General features: G+C 46.3%; 9 protein-coding genes. All 9 read left to right on the forward strand.

From position 1 onward, the window contains the following. Positions 1 to 3 precede the first annotated feature (3 nt). Positions 4 to 762 carry a WecB/TagA/CpsF family glycosyltransferase gene (locus tag MHH78_RS05180; RefSeq protein WP_076084503.1) on the forward strand — a complete coding sequence of 253 codons (759 nt, stop codon included), beginning with the start codon at positions 4 to 6 and terminating at the stop codon, positions 760 to 762. A gap of 113 nt (positions 763 to 875) precedes the next feature. Further along, positions 876 to 2,003: a glycosyltransferase family 4 protein gene (locus tag MHH78_RS05185; RefSeq protein WP_036721693.1), complete on the forward strand. Its 1,128-nt coding sequence runs from the start codon at positions 876 to 878 to the stop codon at positions 2,001 to 2,003. 196 nt (positions 2,004 to 2,199) lie between these two features. Further along, positions 2,200 to 6,120, forward strand: coding sequence for an S-layer homology domain-containing protein (locus tag MHH78_RS05190; protein ID WP_341166798.1), 3,921 nt, complete (start codon positions 2,200 to 2,202; stop codon positions 6,118 to 6,120). A gap of 126 nt (positions 6,121 to 6,246) precedes the next feature. Next, positions 6,247 to 6,588: a hypothetical protein gene (locus MHH78_RS05195; protein WP_036721689.1), complete on the forward strand. Its 342-nt coding sequence runs from the start codon at positions 6,247 to 6,249 to the stop codon at positions 6,586 to 6,588. A 588-nt stretch (positions 6,589 to 7,176) separates the two neighbouring features. Continuing rightward, positions 7,177 to 9,927: an Ig-like domain-containing protein gene (locus MHH78_RS05200; protein WP_341166799.1), complete on the forward strand. Its 2,751-nt coding sequence runs from the start codon at positions 7,177 to 7,179 to the stop codon at positions 9,925 to 9,927. 86 nt (positions 9,928 to 10,013) lie between these two features. Beyond that, entirely contained in the window at positions 10,014 to 10,583 is a 570-nt protein-coding gene (locus MHH78_RS05205) for a hypothetical protein (RefSeq protein WP_341166800.1), read from the forward strand. Positions 10,584 to 10,775: 192 nt separating this feature from the next. Next, positions 10,776 to 11,048, forward strand: coding sequence for an alpha/beta-type small acid-soluble spore protein (locus MHH78_RS05210; RefSeq protein WP_209868427.1), 273 nt, complete (start codon positions 10,776 to 10,778; stop codon positions 11,046 to 11,048). A gap of 207 nt (positions 11,049 to 11,255) precedes the next feature. Further along, the gene (metK, locus tag MHH78_RS05215; RefSeq protein ID WP_341166801.1) at positions 11,256 to 12,458 is read left to right on the forward strand and encodes a methionine adenosyltransferase; all 1,203 of its coding nucleotides are present in this window, start codon (positions 11,256 to 11,258) and stop codon (positions 12,456 to 12,458) included. A gap of 220 nt (positions 12,459 to 12,678) precedes the next feature. After that, positions 12,679 to 16,707, forward strand: coding sequence for an Ig-like domain-containing protein (locus MHH78_RS05220; protein ID WP_341166802.1), 4,029 nt, complete (start codon positions 12,679 to 12,681; stop codon positions 16,705 to 16,707). The last annotated feature ends 223 nt before the right edge of the window (positions 16,708 to 16,930 follow it).

Raw genomic sequence — 16,930 nt, forward strand, 5'->3', positions numbered from 1 at the left:
CAAGTGAAAGCAGATAGCGCATTACCGACAGTACCCATTTTTGGCATACGAGTATCCAAGGCGGATATGAAGACCACCGTTTCCTATCTGACAGAGGCGGTTCATAAGCGTGAGCCTCATCAGGTAATTACTGCCAATCCGATTATGGTCATGGCGGCGCTGGAGAATCCGTCTTATATGGAGATTATGAAATCAGCAGAGCTGGTTGTCCCTGACGGAACTGGAGTAGTGTGGGCCGCGGGGTATTGTAAGGAGCCTGTAGCTGAGCGTGTAGCGGGCTTTGATCTTTTACATGAATTATTGCACCAAGGCGAAAGCTATAACTGGAGAGTATATTTGCTCGGTTCAACCCCTGAGGTGATTCGCGAGACGGCTTCCCGGTTACAAACAAGATATCCCGGTATTGTCATCGCAGGATATCATGACGGGTATTTTGGTCCGGCAGAGGATGAACAAATTGTGGGCGGAATCCTTGAAGCGAAGCCTGACTTGCTCTTTGTTGCCAGAGGGGCGGACAGCCAGGAGCCATGGATCGCCAAATACAAAGCCCGGCTGCAGATCCCGGTGATGATGGGTGTCGGCGGGAGCTTTGATGTGATCTCCGGCAAGAGCCGCCGTGCCCCTGTGGCCTTCCAGAAATTAAGGGCAGAATGGTTATACCGGCTGCTCAAGGAACCCACACGTTACAAAAGAATGCTTGCGCTGCCGAAATTCGCAGTAAAAGTGGTACGAGAGAAAGATAAAGTCACAAAAGACCAGTAAAATGAGGGAATTTACTGAAAAAATCCGTGTTACCGCCTAAAAACAGTATTGGAATTTGTTTTTGGTTCAGCGTATAATTCAATGCGGTAGAGAAATGGAGGTCGACTTTTCACATGTTAATCATATACATCGCCGGATTCGTTGTGTGCATGGGGCTTGCACTGCTTTTGACGCCGTTCGTGAAGAAATTCGCCATTAAGATCGGTGCGACAGATGTGCCAAATGCCCGGAAAGTGCATACGAAGATCATGCCCCGCCTTGGCGGACTCGGCATATTTCTGGCGTTTGTGTTAGGCCTGCTTGCCGTATTACCGATTATTCCGTATGACTTCACTCCCCGGGAGGCTAATTTCATTAAAGCGCTGCTATGCGGCGGAGGCCTGATTGTGTTGATCGGCGGTCTGGATGACCGTTTTGAGCTATCAGCAAAAGTGAAGCTGCTGGGCCAGATTGCTGCTGCCTGTATTGTAGTTTTCGGGTTTGGCATCACGGTAGATTTCGTAAATATTCCTTTTCATAATAGCTATTCTTCCTTAGAGAGCTGGATTGCCATCCCTCTGACGATCTTCTGGATTGTCGGCGTCACGAACGCCGTGAACCTGATCGATGGGCTGGACGGGCTTGCAGCAGGCGTATCCGGTATTGCCATTGCTACGATTGCCGTCATGGCCTTCCTGATGGGGAACACCATGGTTGCCCTGCTCTGTCTGCTGCTGCTGGGCAGCATTCTGGGATTCCTGTTCTTCAACTTCCATCCCGCCAAAATCTTCATGGGAGATACGGGCTCGCTGTTCCTGGGCTTCTGCCTGGCACTGCTTGCACTCCTCGGCTTCAAACAGATTGCGGTGGTTTCATTCATCACACCACTCCTGATTATCGGAGTTCCGTTATCGGATACGTTCTTCGCCATCGTCCGGCGCAAGCTGCAGAAGAAGCCGATCTTCGCTCCGGACAAAGGCCATCTCCATCACTGTCTGCGCGAGCTCGGCTTCAGCCACCGCCAGACGGTACTAATTATCTACGGCATTGCCGCATTCTTCGGTATCCTGGCAGTCATCCAGACCTCTGCTTCGCTCTACGAAGCCAACTGGGTTACCTTCGTAGTCATCTGCGTGATGCTCTTCTTCCTGCAGATCGGCGCAGAGATCACCGGCGTCATCAGCAAGACCAAGCGCCCGGTGATTGATTTGTTTTTGAGAATGCGGATGAAGGTTGGGCAAGAGCGGGGTAGTAAGCTATAATTTCTTTTAAAGCTGAATACGATTCACAAATTGTTTCATTAAATATCGGTGCGTATCCTTCCATAAGGGTACGCTCTTTTTTTGTCTTATTGCAGATCTGGATGCCGCTTACAGAAAAGTTGGGCGGAGTCCTTCATATTATGGGCTGCTGGACCGATAAAATAATTATCATCAACAAAAGGGAGAGGTTAATGACATGCAGCGCATGAAAAAAACATTTATCTGGACACTTCTGCTCGCTTTATTGGTATCCTTAGTCCCGCCGGGACTTATGAATATTGCGGCGGCTGCAGATAAGCCGACCAGTTACTTTACACCGGATAATCAAAAGCTTCGGAATACGGTTGATCTGACTTTACTTCCATCATCTTCAGTGCCGTCATTGCAAATTGCCAGAGATAATGTATTGCAGGTGACAGATGCAAGCCTGACAGTTACAGGTACCTTTACAAAGGTAACCAGTTCTACACTCGGAGCAAATGTACAATTATTAAATTGGGATCAGCAGAACAACAAATGGCTGGAAGATCCTACACACGTAACACCGGGAGTGGTCCAACTGGATGTTGACAGCCCTGATAACCGTTTCAGTGCCAATCTGACCTTGTATCCTGGTATGAACCGGATAACATTGACCGGATCACAGGGCAGCAATGACCGCTCAGAAGCATTTTATGTTCTGTTTGATAAGGTCCCCTATGTGGAGAAGCTTCAGGTTCTTGGGGGATCAGAGAAGCTGAATTTGAATGAAGGCGCTCAGTTGGTGGTAGCCAACAAGGAAATTACACTTGAAGGTAAGGCCCAGAATGCTACTAAGGTTACAGTTTCTCTTAATGATGGCACTGCTTCAAGCACATCATTATTGCAGGATGGCACTTTCTTTTCCCAGCGTATGGAGCTTAAGCCTGGGGTGAACAGCCTTAAGCTGGTTGTACAGAATGGTTCTGACACACTCAGCTTTCAATATTCAATTTTCTATTATGATGAGAAGAACCCAATAGTCGCTATGTACTTAGGAGATAGTACCGGTCAAGGGCAAGACCTCTTGTACGGAGATCAGCCAGTGATGACAGAGGATAAAGATACTGCCAGCCTATTTGTCCAGATGATGGTTCCAGACAATGCCGGAGTGCCTTTCAGCGGTTCAGCAGTTGTGAAGCTGGATAGTGCAGTACCCGCTATTGAATATGGGGAAGGTTTAACACTTAGCAGCAGTGGTGCGGTGGGGTTGAAATCAGGCTCTGAAATTTTAGTTCCTTCTCCAATTAAGGATTCGCCTGCTTATCGGCTGGTAACCTTTAAAATCCCTTTGACCTTAACAAAGGATAATGCAACACCTGCCAACCGTTTAGAAAAGCAGACGCACAATCTTTCAGTAGCGTATGGAACCAAGACCGTTAACCGGTCCATTGATTTTCAGTATATGAAGAATAACATTGTAATTACAGATATGAAGTATTTGCCGGGGTATAACGGAACAACAGGGACAGTACCTGCCGGAGTAGCGCTGAATGGGGCTAAGGTGGATTCTGGAGAATTCTATATCTTGGTTAAAACCAATACAGCTATGACAACCACTCCTGTAAAGCTGCTTGCAAGCTATTTGCCTTTGTCCACCAGAGTTTTAGCGCCGGAATGGATAAAGGCGGTATCGCCAACAGAACATATCTTTAAAATTACGGATTTCCAGAACGGGAATCAGACCGTCCGGTTCAAGATAGATGGCTCATCCTCAAACAAGGATGTGAATATTTCTTTTGCCTCGAAGAGCTACATTTATGTATCCAACCTTACGGATGGGCAGACTTATGTAATTAACTCCAGCGAGAGCAAAGTATTGAACGTAAAGGGACAATATATCGACTTTAATCTGGGTAGCAGCTACTTCCTGGCTGAAATGTATGTGAATGGGTTGAAAATAAAACCTACAGGAACAGAGAAGTGGCCAAATCCAAGTGATGGTGCTTTTTCTGTAGATTTAAAAATTGATGCTAAAGAGGGACCTATTGTATTCGGGGAGAATAAAATTGTCCTGACAGGAACAGGGGTAGATGAAAAAGGACAGGTCCGTGAGGTCCGCAAGGAACTGCGTGTCTATATTCTTGATGAGAATGTATCAACCATCAGCAAATTCCAGCCGGCCTTAGGCACAGGAAGACCTACATTCCCGGACGCTAATTTTGGACCAACGGATGTACTGCTCACGAAGCTGTTCAATCTGACACCTGATTTTATTTATAATGATACAAAGTATACAACTAGTCTGAAAACCTATGATTTGGTGCTGCGAGGCAGCGGGGCAGTGAAGCTGAATCTGAACATGGGTACCAAAAATATATTGTCGCTTGATATTCCGGCTAACGCCAGTGCTGCTAATACAGCAAGCCCGGTGTTTGCGGATCAACGTTATACTACCAGCTTTGCCGGCAGTCAGAAGGATTTCGTAATGCGGATTCAGGATCTCACCAATGATACACCGGGAACCTACATCTATACGCTGGAACTGATCAACAGCACGGGTGCCAAGACTAGTCAGAAACTGGAGCTGATCCGGGAGGTCAGTGCTTACCGCATTCTGTCTCCTCAGCCCTCTGTAGGGACTCAGTATGTTGTGAACAAGAACTTTGTTCATTTTGATATTGAAGCTGAGGGAGCTACAAGTGTAGTTATTGACAAAGAGCAGGCCGTTAAGCGAACGGATCTGGGACCGGGCAGGTTCGTTCTGGATTACGTAGGCTTGAAGCCAGATAAGGCAAACAGCATCAAAATTCAAATTGTCAGAGGAAGCAGTACAAGTACAGATACTATCTCAATATTCTATACGGGCACTGTAGCAGTTGATTCGCAATACATGGCGCCTAAGGTAGCGGACAAATACAGTGTATTTAATAAGAAGCTGGAATTGACCTTCCCAAAAGGGACTGTAATGCAAAGTACAGATACACGCAATCTGAAGAAGTTCTATCCTGATACCAAACTTCGCTTCGGTATTGCTGAACCGACAACAGGTGTGGTGGAACGCCGTAACGATTATGGCAATGTCATCGGCTTCCCGGTAACATTTGAAGAGAGCGGAATTCCTAACTGGACCATTCCCGATGAATTCTCACTTCGTTTCAGTTCTCCATATGAGAGCAGTAACTTCGTAAGAATATCCGATGTGTACTGGATTAGCGGAGGCTTGGGCGAATTGGGTACAGTATCGACTGGAGGGTACATTCCTGCAACGAATGGCCTGGCTCCATATTCTGTAGATGGTTTGTTCGGTGATCCGCAGACTCCGGCAGAACGCAAGATCACTCCATCCAAGCGGGGGAAACTAACACTGGCTTTTGACTCCAATGTTGTTGATGACGCGGGGACTGTTGTCACTGTATTCCAATATAACTCCAACCGTGAATGGGTGAATATTGGTGGTACTGTGGATACCAACAAGCATACAATCAGTGTTCCGTTTGATGAATTTGGTTATTACAAGGTTATGAAAATGAGCCGTGGCTATAACGACATTACGAATCACCAATGGGCCCGGAACATTCTTAATGCCCTGTATTCCAAGGGGATCATGAATAATCTCCGTTTTGAACAGTTTGGCACAGACGATCAGACAACAAGAGGAGAGTTCGCGACCCTGCTTGTTAAGGGCTTGAATCTGCCGCTTAACTACGATAGTAATAAGACCTATTCAGATTTGGTTCCAGGGGCCAGTTCAGTAACCTGGGATTATGAACATATTGAGACAGCATCGAGAGCCGGAATTGTGACTGGACTTACCGATGGGGTATTTGGTCCAGATCAACCGATTACGCGTGAGCAAGCGGCTGTGATGATTGCCAGAGCACTTAAGCTGAAGCTGCCGGTTAATGATCAGAAATTAAAGGATGCAGTAGCCAAGTCCTTCCTGGATTCCGGTAAGATAGAGTCCTATGCATTAGCCGCAGTTCAGGCCGTGTCAAAGGCTAAAATTATGAATGGGGCTGAAGTGACCACTACGGGGCAAAAGAAGGCTTCGTACAACTTTAATCCTAAAGCCAATATGACAAGAGCTGAGGCTGGTAAAATTGCTGTGGAGCTTTTGAAGAAAAGCACTACAATTTTCCCTAAAACCCTGAGCTAGGCAGTAACAGTCCCAGAGTAAAAACCTTATTCAGGTTAAATTACCATTCGGACATCTTTGTAATCTGCTCCCATTTGCGTTACAATGTCAAAGAAACCATTTTTACGTGAAAGGTGAAAGCCATCGATGAAACCGATTTTATCAAAAGCACAATTGGATTACACGAAAGCAAAGAATATGTTTGAGAATAGAGCAAAGGTTATGGAAAAGGAAATTGCAGCGAAGCGGGCTCTGCAGGAGATCACTCAGGAGGTAATGGAAGAGCTTGTCCAAGCAACTGGCTTCCATGATGCTTATAATGAACTTGTTATTGCTGAGAATGCTTTGATCGATTGGTCCCATAGCACCATCAAGCATGAGAAGACCTACCGTGAGAACCGCGCAGCGATTGATGCCATGTATGAGAATGTAAATGCAAGCCCTGAGAAGCGCCAGGAGTTAATACAGCTATCGATGAAGATTCGATAGCCCTGGATATACTAAGTTGAAGGTAAGGCTGCTGAGTTGATCTCAGTAGCCTTTCTTTATGTCAATCATTATCCGGAACGTGTTAACCCTGCTGCAATGTGGGTATATACTTATTAGCTCGAAAGCTGGTCAACAAAAAAACTACATTTAGTATGCAATATTTGTTTATAAACTTAGCAAATATTGTTTAATGACGTTTGGAATGCCTCTATGCTATACTGATTCCCGTAGCCACCCAACATTAACAATAGTTAGTAGAACATACATATTGTATCTTCTAGAGTATCGGGGCAGGGATACAGCAGGGCAGAAAAAGTTTTTTTAACCAAAGCGCAACTTTTTTGAAACTATTGCGTTTAAGGTGTAGAGTCACTTGCACAAGGCAATTGCGGAATGCCCTCAAGGCACTGTTCATTGCTAAATGGAAAAATTAGCTTTACGTGACTAGAGGCACATTGTATAATACTTAGGTAGAATTAGGAATCTAGTATTACTATGCCTTGAAGCTGTTTACAAGTTTCTGTGATACCCGTCACAGACATTATTTATACTTAATCTGCTCAACTCGGGAAAGGGGGTGCTCGACAAATGAGTGATATGAGCTACACAACTAAAGAAAAATCCCAGTTTATGAATGTCCAAGGAGGAGAAAAAAAGGTTATGAAGAAAATTTTATCCGTAGCATTATCTACAGCAATGGCATTCTCGATGTTTGCCTCTGTAGCATTTGGTGAAACAGCAAAGGTAACTTCACAACAAGCATTTGATGCTTTAGCAGCAAAGGGTATTGTTAATGGGTTCCCTGATGGAAAGGCTCATCTTGATAAAGATCTGACTCGCGGAGAATTCGCTAAGATCGTTACTAAATTGTTCGGTTTTACTGAAGTAACTGGCAAGTTGTCTTACAACGATAAAGGTTACAACGCTAAAAACTGGGCTGTTCCTTACATCGAAGCAGTTACTGCAGCAGGATTGATGCAGGGTCAAGATACTGTTAAAGGTATCTTCAACTACAACGGTAAAGTAACAGTTGAAGAAGTAGCTAAAGTATTGGCTATCGCTCTTAAGCTGGAACAACCAACTACAACTGATAACAGTGCATCTGTATGGGCTAAGGGCTATGCGCAAGCAGTTATCAACGCTGGTCTGGTAGAGAAAAATACCAACTTCAAAGCTAACGCTCCTCGTTCTTTGGTAGTTGAAACAGCTTACTATGCTGACCAAATCGGTAAAGTTCCTACATTGACTGTAGCTTCTGCTGAAGCAGTAAGCCCAACCAAAGTAGTTGTAACTTTCTCTGACAAAACTACTGCAAACGTTGAATTGACAACTGCTCTGGTAGCAGGTGTTGAACAAACAATCAACTTCAAACACCTTGAAAAGGACTACACTGCAAAAGTAACTCTGCAGGCTCCTAAGGTTGTTTCCGTAACAACTCCAAACGCTAAGCAACTGGTTGTTAAGTTCAACCGTGCTATCGACCCAGAAACAATTATTGAAAATGTGTATGGAAACAGCACATTGGTTAATGGTCTGGTTGAAGTTAATCCACTGAGCGGTGCTCTTCGTGTAAGTCCTGATGCTGCAGATGTTACTCTGGCTGCTGATGGTACTGAAGCTTGGATTACTTTCCAGAACAATGAGTACTTGAAAGGTCAATACACTGTAATCGTTAATGATGATGTTAGAACAATCAGCAACGAAGTGATTCCTGCATTTACTGACCTTATCAATGTAAATGACGTTGTTGCTCCGTCGGTTGTAACTGTAACTTCTGTTGCAAAAACAACAACTAACAAAGTCTATCTGAAACTTAGCGAGCCAGTAAGATTGACTGGTCTGATCGCTTACGTTAACGGATCTGCAGCTACGGTTAGCCGTGATGCTTATGCTCCGCTTGACGAAGTGACACTGACTACTGCTACATTGAACAGTGGTGCAACTTATGACGTATCGATCAGAAACCTGAGCGACTTCGCAGGTAACACGATCACACCTAATCCATTTGCAACTAAAGTAACAGTTTCTTCTGATGTTGCTGCTCCACAGATTGTTAGCCTGACTGCAACTGGCGAGAAGAAAGTCACTGTTGTATTCAACAAAAACATGGACTTCAACTCCCTGTCCAACAACATCCGTCTGCTTGATCCGAATGGCGAAAGCAAAGGTATGTTCACTGTAAACCGTGGTGCTGATCAGAAGACATTCACTCTGACTTCGCCGCTTGGTGAAATTCCTTCTTCCGGTACTTTCACAGGTACAATCGTATTCGGTGCTGGTGTGAAGGATTCCCTGGGTAACACACTGGGCAGCGCACTTTCCCAACCAATTACCTTCACTAAGGATACAACTGCTCCAACCGTTACAAGCACTGTTTACAGAGCTGGTACTGGTATCGTAGTTAAATTCTCTGAAGAAATCGTTTATGTTGCTGGAACCTCTGCTACTTTGATCAAGGAAAGCACTGGTATTTCCACTAACTTGTCCAACGGACGCGTATCTGATGATCAGAAATCCCTGATCTTCCCTGTAGGATCTCTGACAGGAGCACACACTCTGCGCTTGCCTGCTGGCATTGTCAAAGACCTGAGTGCTGCTGGTAACAAGTTGGCTGCTATCAACCTGGCAGTAGATGGAAATGCTGCTTCTTCCGATACTGGCAGACCACAAGTAGTTGGAACAGTTACTTACAAAGAACTAGATAGCGAGTACAGACTTGCTGTTAGAGTCCAAGATGACAACGAACTGAACATCAACTCTGTACGTGACGTTAACAGCTACACGCTGGATAACAAGGCTCTGCCTTCAGCAGCTTACATTACAATCGCTGACGGTGACGGCATCGTTAACACAGGAAAAGACAAAACAGCTTGGATCTTCATTCCTAAATCCAGCATTGAGCAAACTAAATCCTATGACCTGACTGTAAGTGGTGTTGTGGATAACTCCAATAATGGTGTTGACCCTAAAACCCTTCCAATCGAGTTGAAAGATGGTAAGAAACCAAGCCTTGACTCTGCGGTAATCTCTTCTGCAGACAGCAAGACTGTTGTTCTGACATTCAGCGAAGTGGTTAAGAATGTTAACCCTACTGACTTCACATTTACACTTAATAACGAGGTTGTTGCTTCGACTAATGTATCTATCACTACAATCGGTGGCGTTGGTGAAGCTGACAGATTCTACGTGACCTTCAAAGATGCTAATGGTGCAGTTCGTGACCTGAATGCAAATGAAGTTTACCAGTTGTCTGTCAAAGTTAATGCTGAAGGTGCAACTGATATTAAAGACAAAGCAGATAATGCTGTTGTTAATGGTACTAGTTACTCCATTAAGTAATCTCCGATTACTGCAATTAAGAATAGCCTCTTCGGAGGCTATTCTTTTTTTATAGCCATTTATCCCACTATGAGGAGGAATCACATTTGAAGACCGCTTGGAAAGTTACGATGTCTGCAGTGCTGCTGGCGGGTGGACTGTGGGCTGGATCTATGATTAACCTAAAGGCTGAAGGCGCCGGTGTTGGATCACAGCCAGGAACGGCAGAGGACCCGGTGGTTACTAAGAGCTATGTGGACCAACAGATTCAGAAGGCTTTGCAGGGTGGAACAATTAGTCCACCTACTCAGGCTCCGGCTGCTACTGCAACTAATGCACCGGCTGCAACCACAGCTCCTACCAAAGCGCCGGCTTCCGGTTCGGGTGATACAGGAAATACTGGTAATGCCAGTGAAATTGTTGATGTGAAGCCAGGCCAGACTCTCATTGCCGGAGCAGGTACAGAATTCATTGTTCGTGCCGGCAAAGCGGTTATTTATTCCCAAGATGCTAATGGTGTAGCTGACTTGACGGATGGTGTCGATTTGGCGAATGGTGTCGCTGCGCCTACGAATCATCTGTTATCTTTCCCACGGGATGGCCGTGGAATTGCTGTTCAGGACGGTCAAACGATGAAAATCGTTGTTATGGTCCGTGGTGCATATACTCTGAAATAGCTGCAATCCATTTTTTTAAGAACACTTCAATCGACATTTTTCTTTTCTATATAAAGAATGCCCTATATTGGGTCTTCATATACCCCGGAACTCATTCCCACAGTTGACAAACATTAAGCCGACTCAGGCCTTTGGGATTCGTACACAATACCACCTGTAATCTTAAAAAAAATTCGCAGGAGGTGCTGTAACATGGCACGTACAAATCGCACAGTGGTACCAGAAAGCCGGGCAATGCTGAAACAAATGCAATATGAAATTGCTTCTGAATTCGGATTATATGGGGCTTCGTACGGCGGCGGAATGGATACGGAGTTTGCTTCTGAGCTGGGGACGATTGGTGGAGCAAGTGTTTCAGGAGGTACTCCATATCTGGGACATCTAAGCTCCAGAGATAATGGATCTGTTGGCGGGGAAATCACAAAGAGGTTGATCAAACAGGCAGAGCAGTCTCTTTTCGCATAACTGGCTTCAATTGACAGCCACCGGTAAATAAGATAATATGACCTTTGAGGAAGGCCGTAGACCTTTTCCATCCGGAAAAGGTTCATTTTTTGAATAAAACAGGCATTGGCCATCATAAATTATTCTACTACTTATATTTGGCCTGTTATCTACTAGGGAGCCCCCTTGAATACAGTGTCAGATCAACAATATGGGAGGTTGTTGTGTATGTCGATCAAAGGGCGTCATCTGTTTACTTCTGAGTCCGTAACGGAGGGACACCCCGATAAAATCTGTGATCAGATATCCGACGCGGTACTAGATGCATTTCTTGCTAACGATCCTAATGCCCGTGTAGCTTGTGAGGTAGCTGTAGCAACAGGTCTTGTGCTTGTCATCGGGGAAATTAGCACTAAATCTGAATATGTGGATATTCCGGCAATCGTACGTAATACTATTAAGGAAATTGGCTATACCCGCGCGAAGTTTGGCTTTGATTATAATACTTGTGCTGTCCTTAGCTCGTTGAATGAGCAATCGGCAGATATTGCCCAGGGTGTAAATGCTGCTCTTGAGCACCGTGACCCTGCGTCATTAGCTGAAGAGACTGCGAACATTGGTGCCGGTGACCAAGGTCTGATGTTCGGGTTCGCTACGAATGAGACGCCTGAGCTCATGCCGCTTCCGATTGCCCTGTCTCACCGGATTGCCCGGCGTCTGGCGGAAGTCCGTAAAGATGGAACTTTGAAATATCTGCGTCCGGATGGCAAAACCCAGGTTACGATTGAGTACCAGGGCGACAAGCCGGTGCGTGTGGATACTATCGTAGTATCTACCCAGCATGCAGAAGAAATCACCCTTGAGCAAATTCAGGCAGACATCAAAGAGTATGTCATTCTTCCGGTTGTTCCGGCTGAACTATTGGATGAAGCCACTAAATACTTCATTAATCCTACTGGCCGTTTTGTTATTGGTGGTCCTCAAGGAGATGCCGGTCTGACTGGACGCAAAATTATTGTGGATACATATGGCGGTTATGCCCGTCACGGCGGCGGAGCCTTCTCCGGTAAAGATCCGACCAAAGTGGACCGTTCTGCAGCTTATGCGGCTCGTTATGTAGCGAAGAATCTGGTCGCTGCCGGCCTTGCTGACAAGTGCGAGATTCAATTGGCGTATGCTATCGGTGTTGCAACCCCTGTATCGATCAATGTGGATACATATGGAACGGGGAAGATCAGTGAGGAGAAGCTGGTTCAACTGATCAGCGATAACTTTGATCTTCGTCCGGCAGGAATCATCTCAATGCTGGATCTGCGTAAGCCTATCTATAGACAGACAGCAGCTTATGGACATTTTGGCCGTACCGATGTGGACCTTCCTTGGGAACGCGTGGATAAGGCGGATTTGTTAAAAGCCCAGTCCGGAATCTAAAGTTGCAGCAAATGAATTGAGCTAGTTTGCATAATGTCATTAAATTATAATCATGCCTATATAGTACTCCTCATCAGGGGGGATTATATGGGCTTTTTTTTGTAAAAAAAGCAAGCTGATATGCCCTCTACCAGTCATCTTCTAAACTTTGGAAGCCCTTTAGCCGAAATATAACAGTATACAAGAAACGCTCGAAGGGCTGAAGGGAGTTTTATCAAGAATGAACAAGAAGGTAAAAATAGGGACAGCGATCATTATTGCAGGTCATCTGCTGCTTGGTCTAGGCAGTCCGGCTATCGGTATACATACATCAGCGGTATACGCCGCTTCGGAATTCGGAATCAGCATTTCTCCTGCGAACGGGTCTGCTTTTGTAAATGTCGGGGCTTCGCTGGGGCTTGGCTTTGACCGCCAGGTGATCCCGCAAGCCGGGAAAATCACCATTACAGATGTAAATGCCGAAACGGTATTTACGGAAATTGCAGTCGGGAGTGCAGGACTAATCGGAAACTCGTCAAGCTACGAGATCAAGCTAGGCGCCAGCCTTAAATTTGCTCCCTACAAAACATATAGCGTAAGTGTGCCTAAGGGGCTGTTTAAGGATAGTGCAGGCAATGAATCTGCGGCAACAAGCTGGAAGTTCACGACAGCCCCGGAGGTAAATCCGGCGATTACAGCAAGCAGCATGTCTCCTGCCATCAATTCCAGAGTAGAGGCAGGTAGCTTAACGGAGCTGAGTATTCGCTTATCTGGAGTCCTTACAGCCGGAGGAGGCAGCGTCAGGCTGCTCTCGTCAGCGGATAACGCGGTTATACAAGAGTTTGCGATCAGAGATGGAGAACCTGGGGTAGCATTCCAGAGTGCAGATTCCTCCACAACGGTGACGTTGACACTGGCTAATAAGCTTCCGGCCGGCGGGAATTATTATGTGCTTATCGACGCTTATGCATTCAAGGATGCTAATAATACAACCTATCAGGGGATAGCAAGCGGCAGCGGCTGGAGCTTCTCCACGGTCGGCACGGGTACTATCTCTGCATCTACGGCTCCGGCCAATGCATCTTTTGGCGCATCGGTTAGTGGAGCCCTTAAGCTATACTTCGACCGCCCGATGAGTCCGGCCTCTGGAGTAATCTCGGTCTCTCCAGGTGAAGGGGACCCTAGAACAAGATGGCTGAATGTCAATTCAACGAATGTTACCGGTGGGGGAAGCTCGACAATAACTCTGTTGCCAGCCTCCGCAGCTTCACCGCTATTGAGCGGTACACTATATACAGTGACTATACCGCAGGGGGCTTTTTATGATCAAGATGGTCATCTCTTTCCGGCCTCAGGTCCGTACTCCTGGACGTTCACGACGGCATCACTGACAAGTCTGTCTGTAGCCGCGTTAACACCAGCGGACCGCAGTGAGTCAGTAGATATCTCCAAAACAATTGCGGTTAATTTCAACCGGGATGTTGTCTATAATAGCACCATTACGAACGGGGTTGTTCTATATAAAAGCAATGGATCTAAAGTGACAGCGACAGTTCAGCAGGGCGCCTCTGCCAAGGAGTTTTTAATCAAGCCGACTGCAGCATTGGAATCAGATACGATCTATTATATCGACATCGCCAAAGGAGCGTTCACGGATGCCGCAGACCCCAGCGTGCAGTATGAGGGATTAAGCGGTACCAAGTCCTGGAGCTTCCGCACTGTGGCCATAGATAAGACTCCACCATCGCTGACGAGCGCAGTGCTGGAGAACAACCGGACGATCCGCCTGAGGTATAATGAGTCGCTTAACGCTTCAGTGGCGCTGCTGGCTTCCAGCTTCGGGGTAACCGTTAATGAGGAAACCCGGAATATTGAGAGTGCCTATATTCAAGGAGACAGTGTATTTGTAGTGATTAGCACAGGCATCGCTGTAGGCCAGAATGTGAAAATCAGCTATACCGGCGGCGTGCGGACGATTCAGGATACGAGCGGGAATGCTGCGCCTACCTTTTCTGGACAGCAGATCACCAATACTATAGAATCGGCGCTCCCTACGCCCAAAGAAGGCAGAATTACTGGCAGAACGGTGACACTGACCTTCAATGATACGCTCAAAACAGTCTCTCCTTATGCGTATGATCAGTTTGTGGTAACGACTGACGGCTACTCTCTTGGGGTGAACTCTGTCAGCTCCAGCGGCAACACCTTGTATTTAACAGTAGGTTCGGAGGTGGGCAATTCGGAGTCGGTCCGGGTATCCTACTACGCCGGTTCGTATCCGCTGGTTAGCTCTCTGGGGCAGAATATCGCCAACTTCGCTGAGTTTAACATCCGCAATAGTAAGGATAATGTGCCGCCGGTGTTCCAGAATGCGACGGGTGCGGGCAATAAAATCATTCTGAATTATAACGAAGGTCTGTCCACAACCAATTTACCGATGAATAGCCAGTTCTCTGTACTGGTTGGCGGTAAACCAAACTATGTTACTAATGTATCGGTGAGTGGATCGCAGGCTACATTGACCCTTCAGACTGCTTTGCCGCTTAGCGGAACAGTGACGGTATCCTATGTTCCAGGTACTCTTGGACTTAGTGATCTGAATGGTAATCGTGCAGCCTATGTTGATCTTCAGCCAGTGTCTGTAACTTCAGCCACGGTAGTATCGGAGATCAGCATAGCTACAGTGAAAGGCAATGAACTTAATGTTACCTTTACCAAGAGCATGCAGTCATCTTCGAAATTGTATGCTAATCAGTTTGGGATTAAGGCTGATGGAAGCAGCATTGATGTTCAGGAATTCAGCCTGTCCGGAACTCTTTTGAAATTGAATCTCTCGCAAGCAGTGACGGCCGGGCAAAAGGTGGAGCTCTCTTACCTGTCGGGTGCGGGGATGATTACAGACACGAATGGTAACTCTCTTCCGTCCTTCAATTCCTTGTCTGTTCAGAATCTGACCACTGGTGTAACGGGCAATGGAAGCCGCCCTTCTTACCTCGGAACCCTGCCTGCCAGTGAATTTGGCAAGGAGTACCCGTTACTGAAGAGTGATTCGGCTCTTGGGGTTACAGATCTTTCGGTCTACAAACAAATGGTTAAAAGATATGATCTGAATGCAGAACGTTTAGCTGCCAGTTATCAATATCTGAAGCTTGCAGGTGGGGATGAGCTGGTATTCGAGGTTCCTTCTACAGAGAAGTCAGCCTATGTTACTGTTTCCCTAAAAGCTCTATCGGATGCAGCCGCAAGCAACAAGAATGCAAAACTGATTATCCGGTACGGAGATCATATGTATGGTGTAAAACTAAGCGATATTGATGCGAATTCGCTAATTGCTAGTCTGGGGACAGATATCAATAAGGTCTCACTTGTGCTGCGTATGGAGAGTGTTCCGGGCGGGACATTCTATTCGTTCGAACAAAAAATCGGAAGCCAGGCCATGCGTAACGTTACCGGTCTTATGGATTTACGTCTTACCGGTTCAATTAAAGATAACTATTCCAATGCCAAGGAATTAAATGTAAAAGGGCAATACACTGTTCGCAATGCTGCTGTATTGAACTCCGCCCAAACGATGGCCGCCGGTGTAGATTCGACATACAATGATGCTATTTATTTGCCGGCCCAAATTGCTACAGTGGGCAGTAATAGCGTTGTTAGTGCACGCACGAATGGTAACCAGGTGGTGGGGGTGTTCATTTCCTTGCGTACCTTTGGAGATATGACCTCCCATTGGAGTAAGACTGCTGTAGCAGAGTTAGCCGCCAAAAATATCATCGATAGCAGCTATGGAACTGCGTTTAAGCCTGATCAGCCGATTACTCGTTCTGAGTTCGCTGTGATGCTCAGCCGGGGCTTAGGTTTACAGGCAGTACGCGGTGGAGCTTCCCAGTTCAAGGATGTACGTCCTTTTACACAAACAAGTGACTTCATAGAAGCCGCAGCCAAAGCCGGCATCATCAACGGCAATACGGACGGGACCTTCCGCGCGGAGGATAAGATTACCCGTGAGCAGATGGCGATTATGATGGTGAGGGCGCTGGAGTATACGGGGCAGCCTGTAACGTTGAGTGCATCGGTAATGGATACGCTTAGCCCGTTCAAGGACCGGGCGAGAATTCTGAGCCAGAGTATCGAATTTGTAGCCAAGGCAGTCAAGGCGGGGATTATTCAGGGAGTCAGCACCACGCAATTCCAGCCGCAGGGTAATGCTACCCGAGGGCAGGCTGCGGTCATGCTGCAGCGGATGCTGAAGACAGCAGGCTATTTGTAAGAGCAAGGGAATTGTATAGGTAAGCAGAGCATCCGGTCTATGGGCCGGGTGCTTTTTTAGCATACCAGGACAGCTCCAGCGTGACTCCGCTTATCCGGTAAAACCTGCTAGTTCTCTCCAATTTTCGCAACTTTTCGAGCTGAATTCAGTCTATTAAAGGTATAGTCTATTACTATGAACTGATATCCAGGTCTTGATAGCGAGGTAGAAGAGTACAAATAGA

The organism is Paenibacillus sp. FSL H3-0333 (assembly GCF_038002805.1).
GTDB classification, from domain to species: Bacteria; Bacillota; Bacilli; order Paenibacillales; family Paenibacillaceae; genus Paenibacillus_AQ; species Paenibacillus_AQ silagei.

Coding starts and splice junctions, on each gene's coding strand:
- MHH78_RS05185 (WP_036721693.1), top strand. CDS start 876: ATGTTAATCATATACATCGCCGGATTCGTTGTGTGCATGGGGCTTGCA.
- MHH78_RS05190 (WP_341166798.1), top strand. CDS start 2,200: ATGCAGCGCATGAAAAAAACATTTATCTGGACACTTCTGCTCGCTTTA.
- MHH78_RS05195 (WP_036721689.1), top strand. CDS start 6,247: ATGAAACCGATTTTATCAAAAGCACAATTGGATTACACGAAAGCAAAG.
- MHH78_RS05200 (WP_341166799.1), top strand. CDS start 7,177: ATGAGTGATATGAGCTACACAACTAAAGAAAAATCCCAGTTTATGAAT.
- MHH78_RS05210 (WP_209868427.1), top strand. CDS start 10,776: ATGGCACGTACAAATCGCACAGTGGTACCAGAAAGCCGGGCAATGCTG.
- metK (WP_341166801.1), top strand. CDS start 11,256: ATGTCGATCAAAGGGCGTCATCTGTTTACTTCTGAGTCCGTAACGGAG.
- MHH78_RS05220 (WP_341166802.1), top strand. CDS start 12,679: ATGAACAAGAAGGTAAAAATAGGGACAGCGATCATTATTGCAGGTCAT.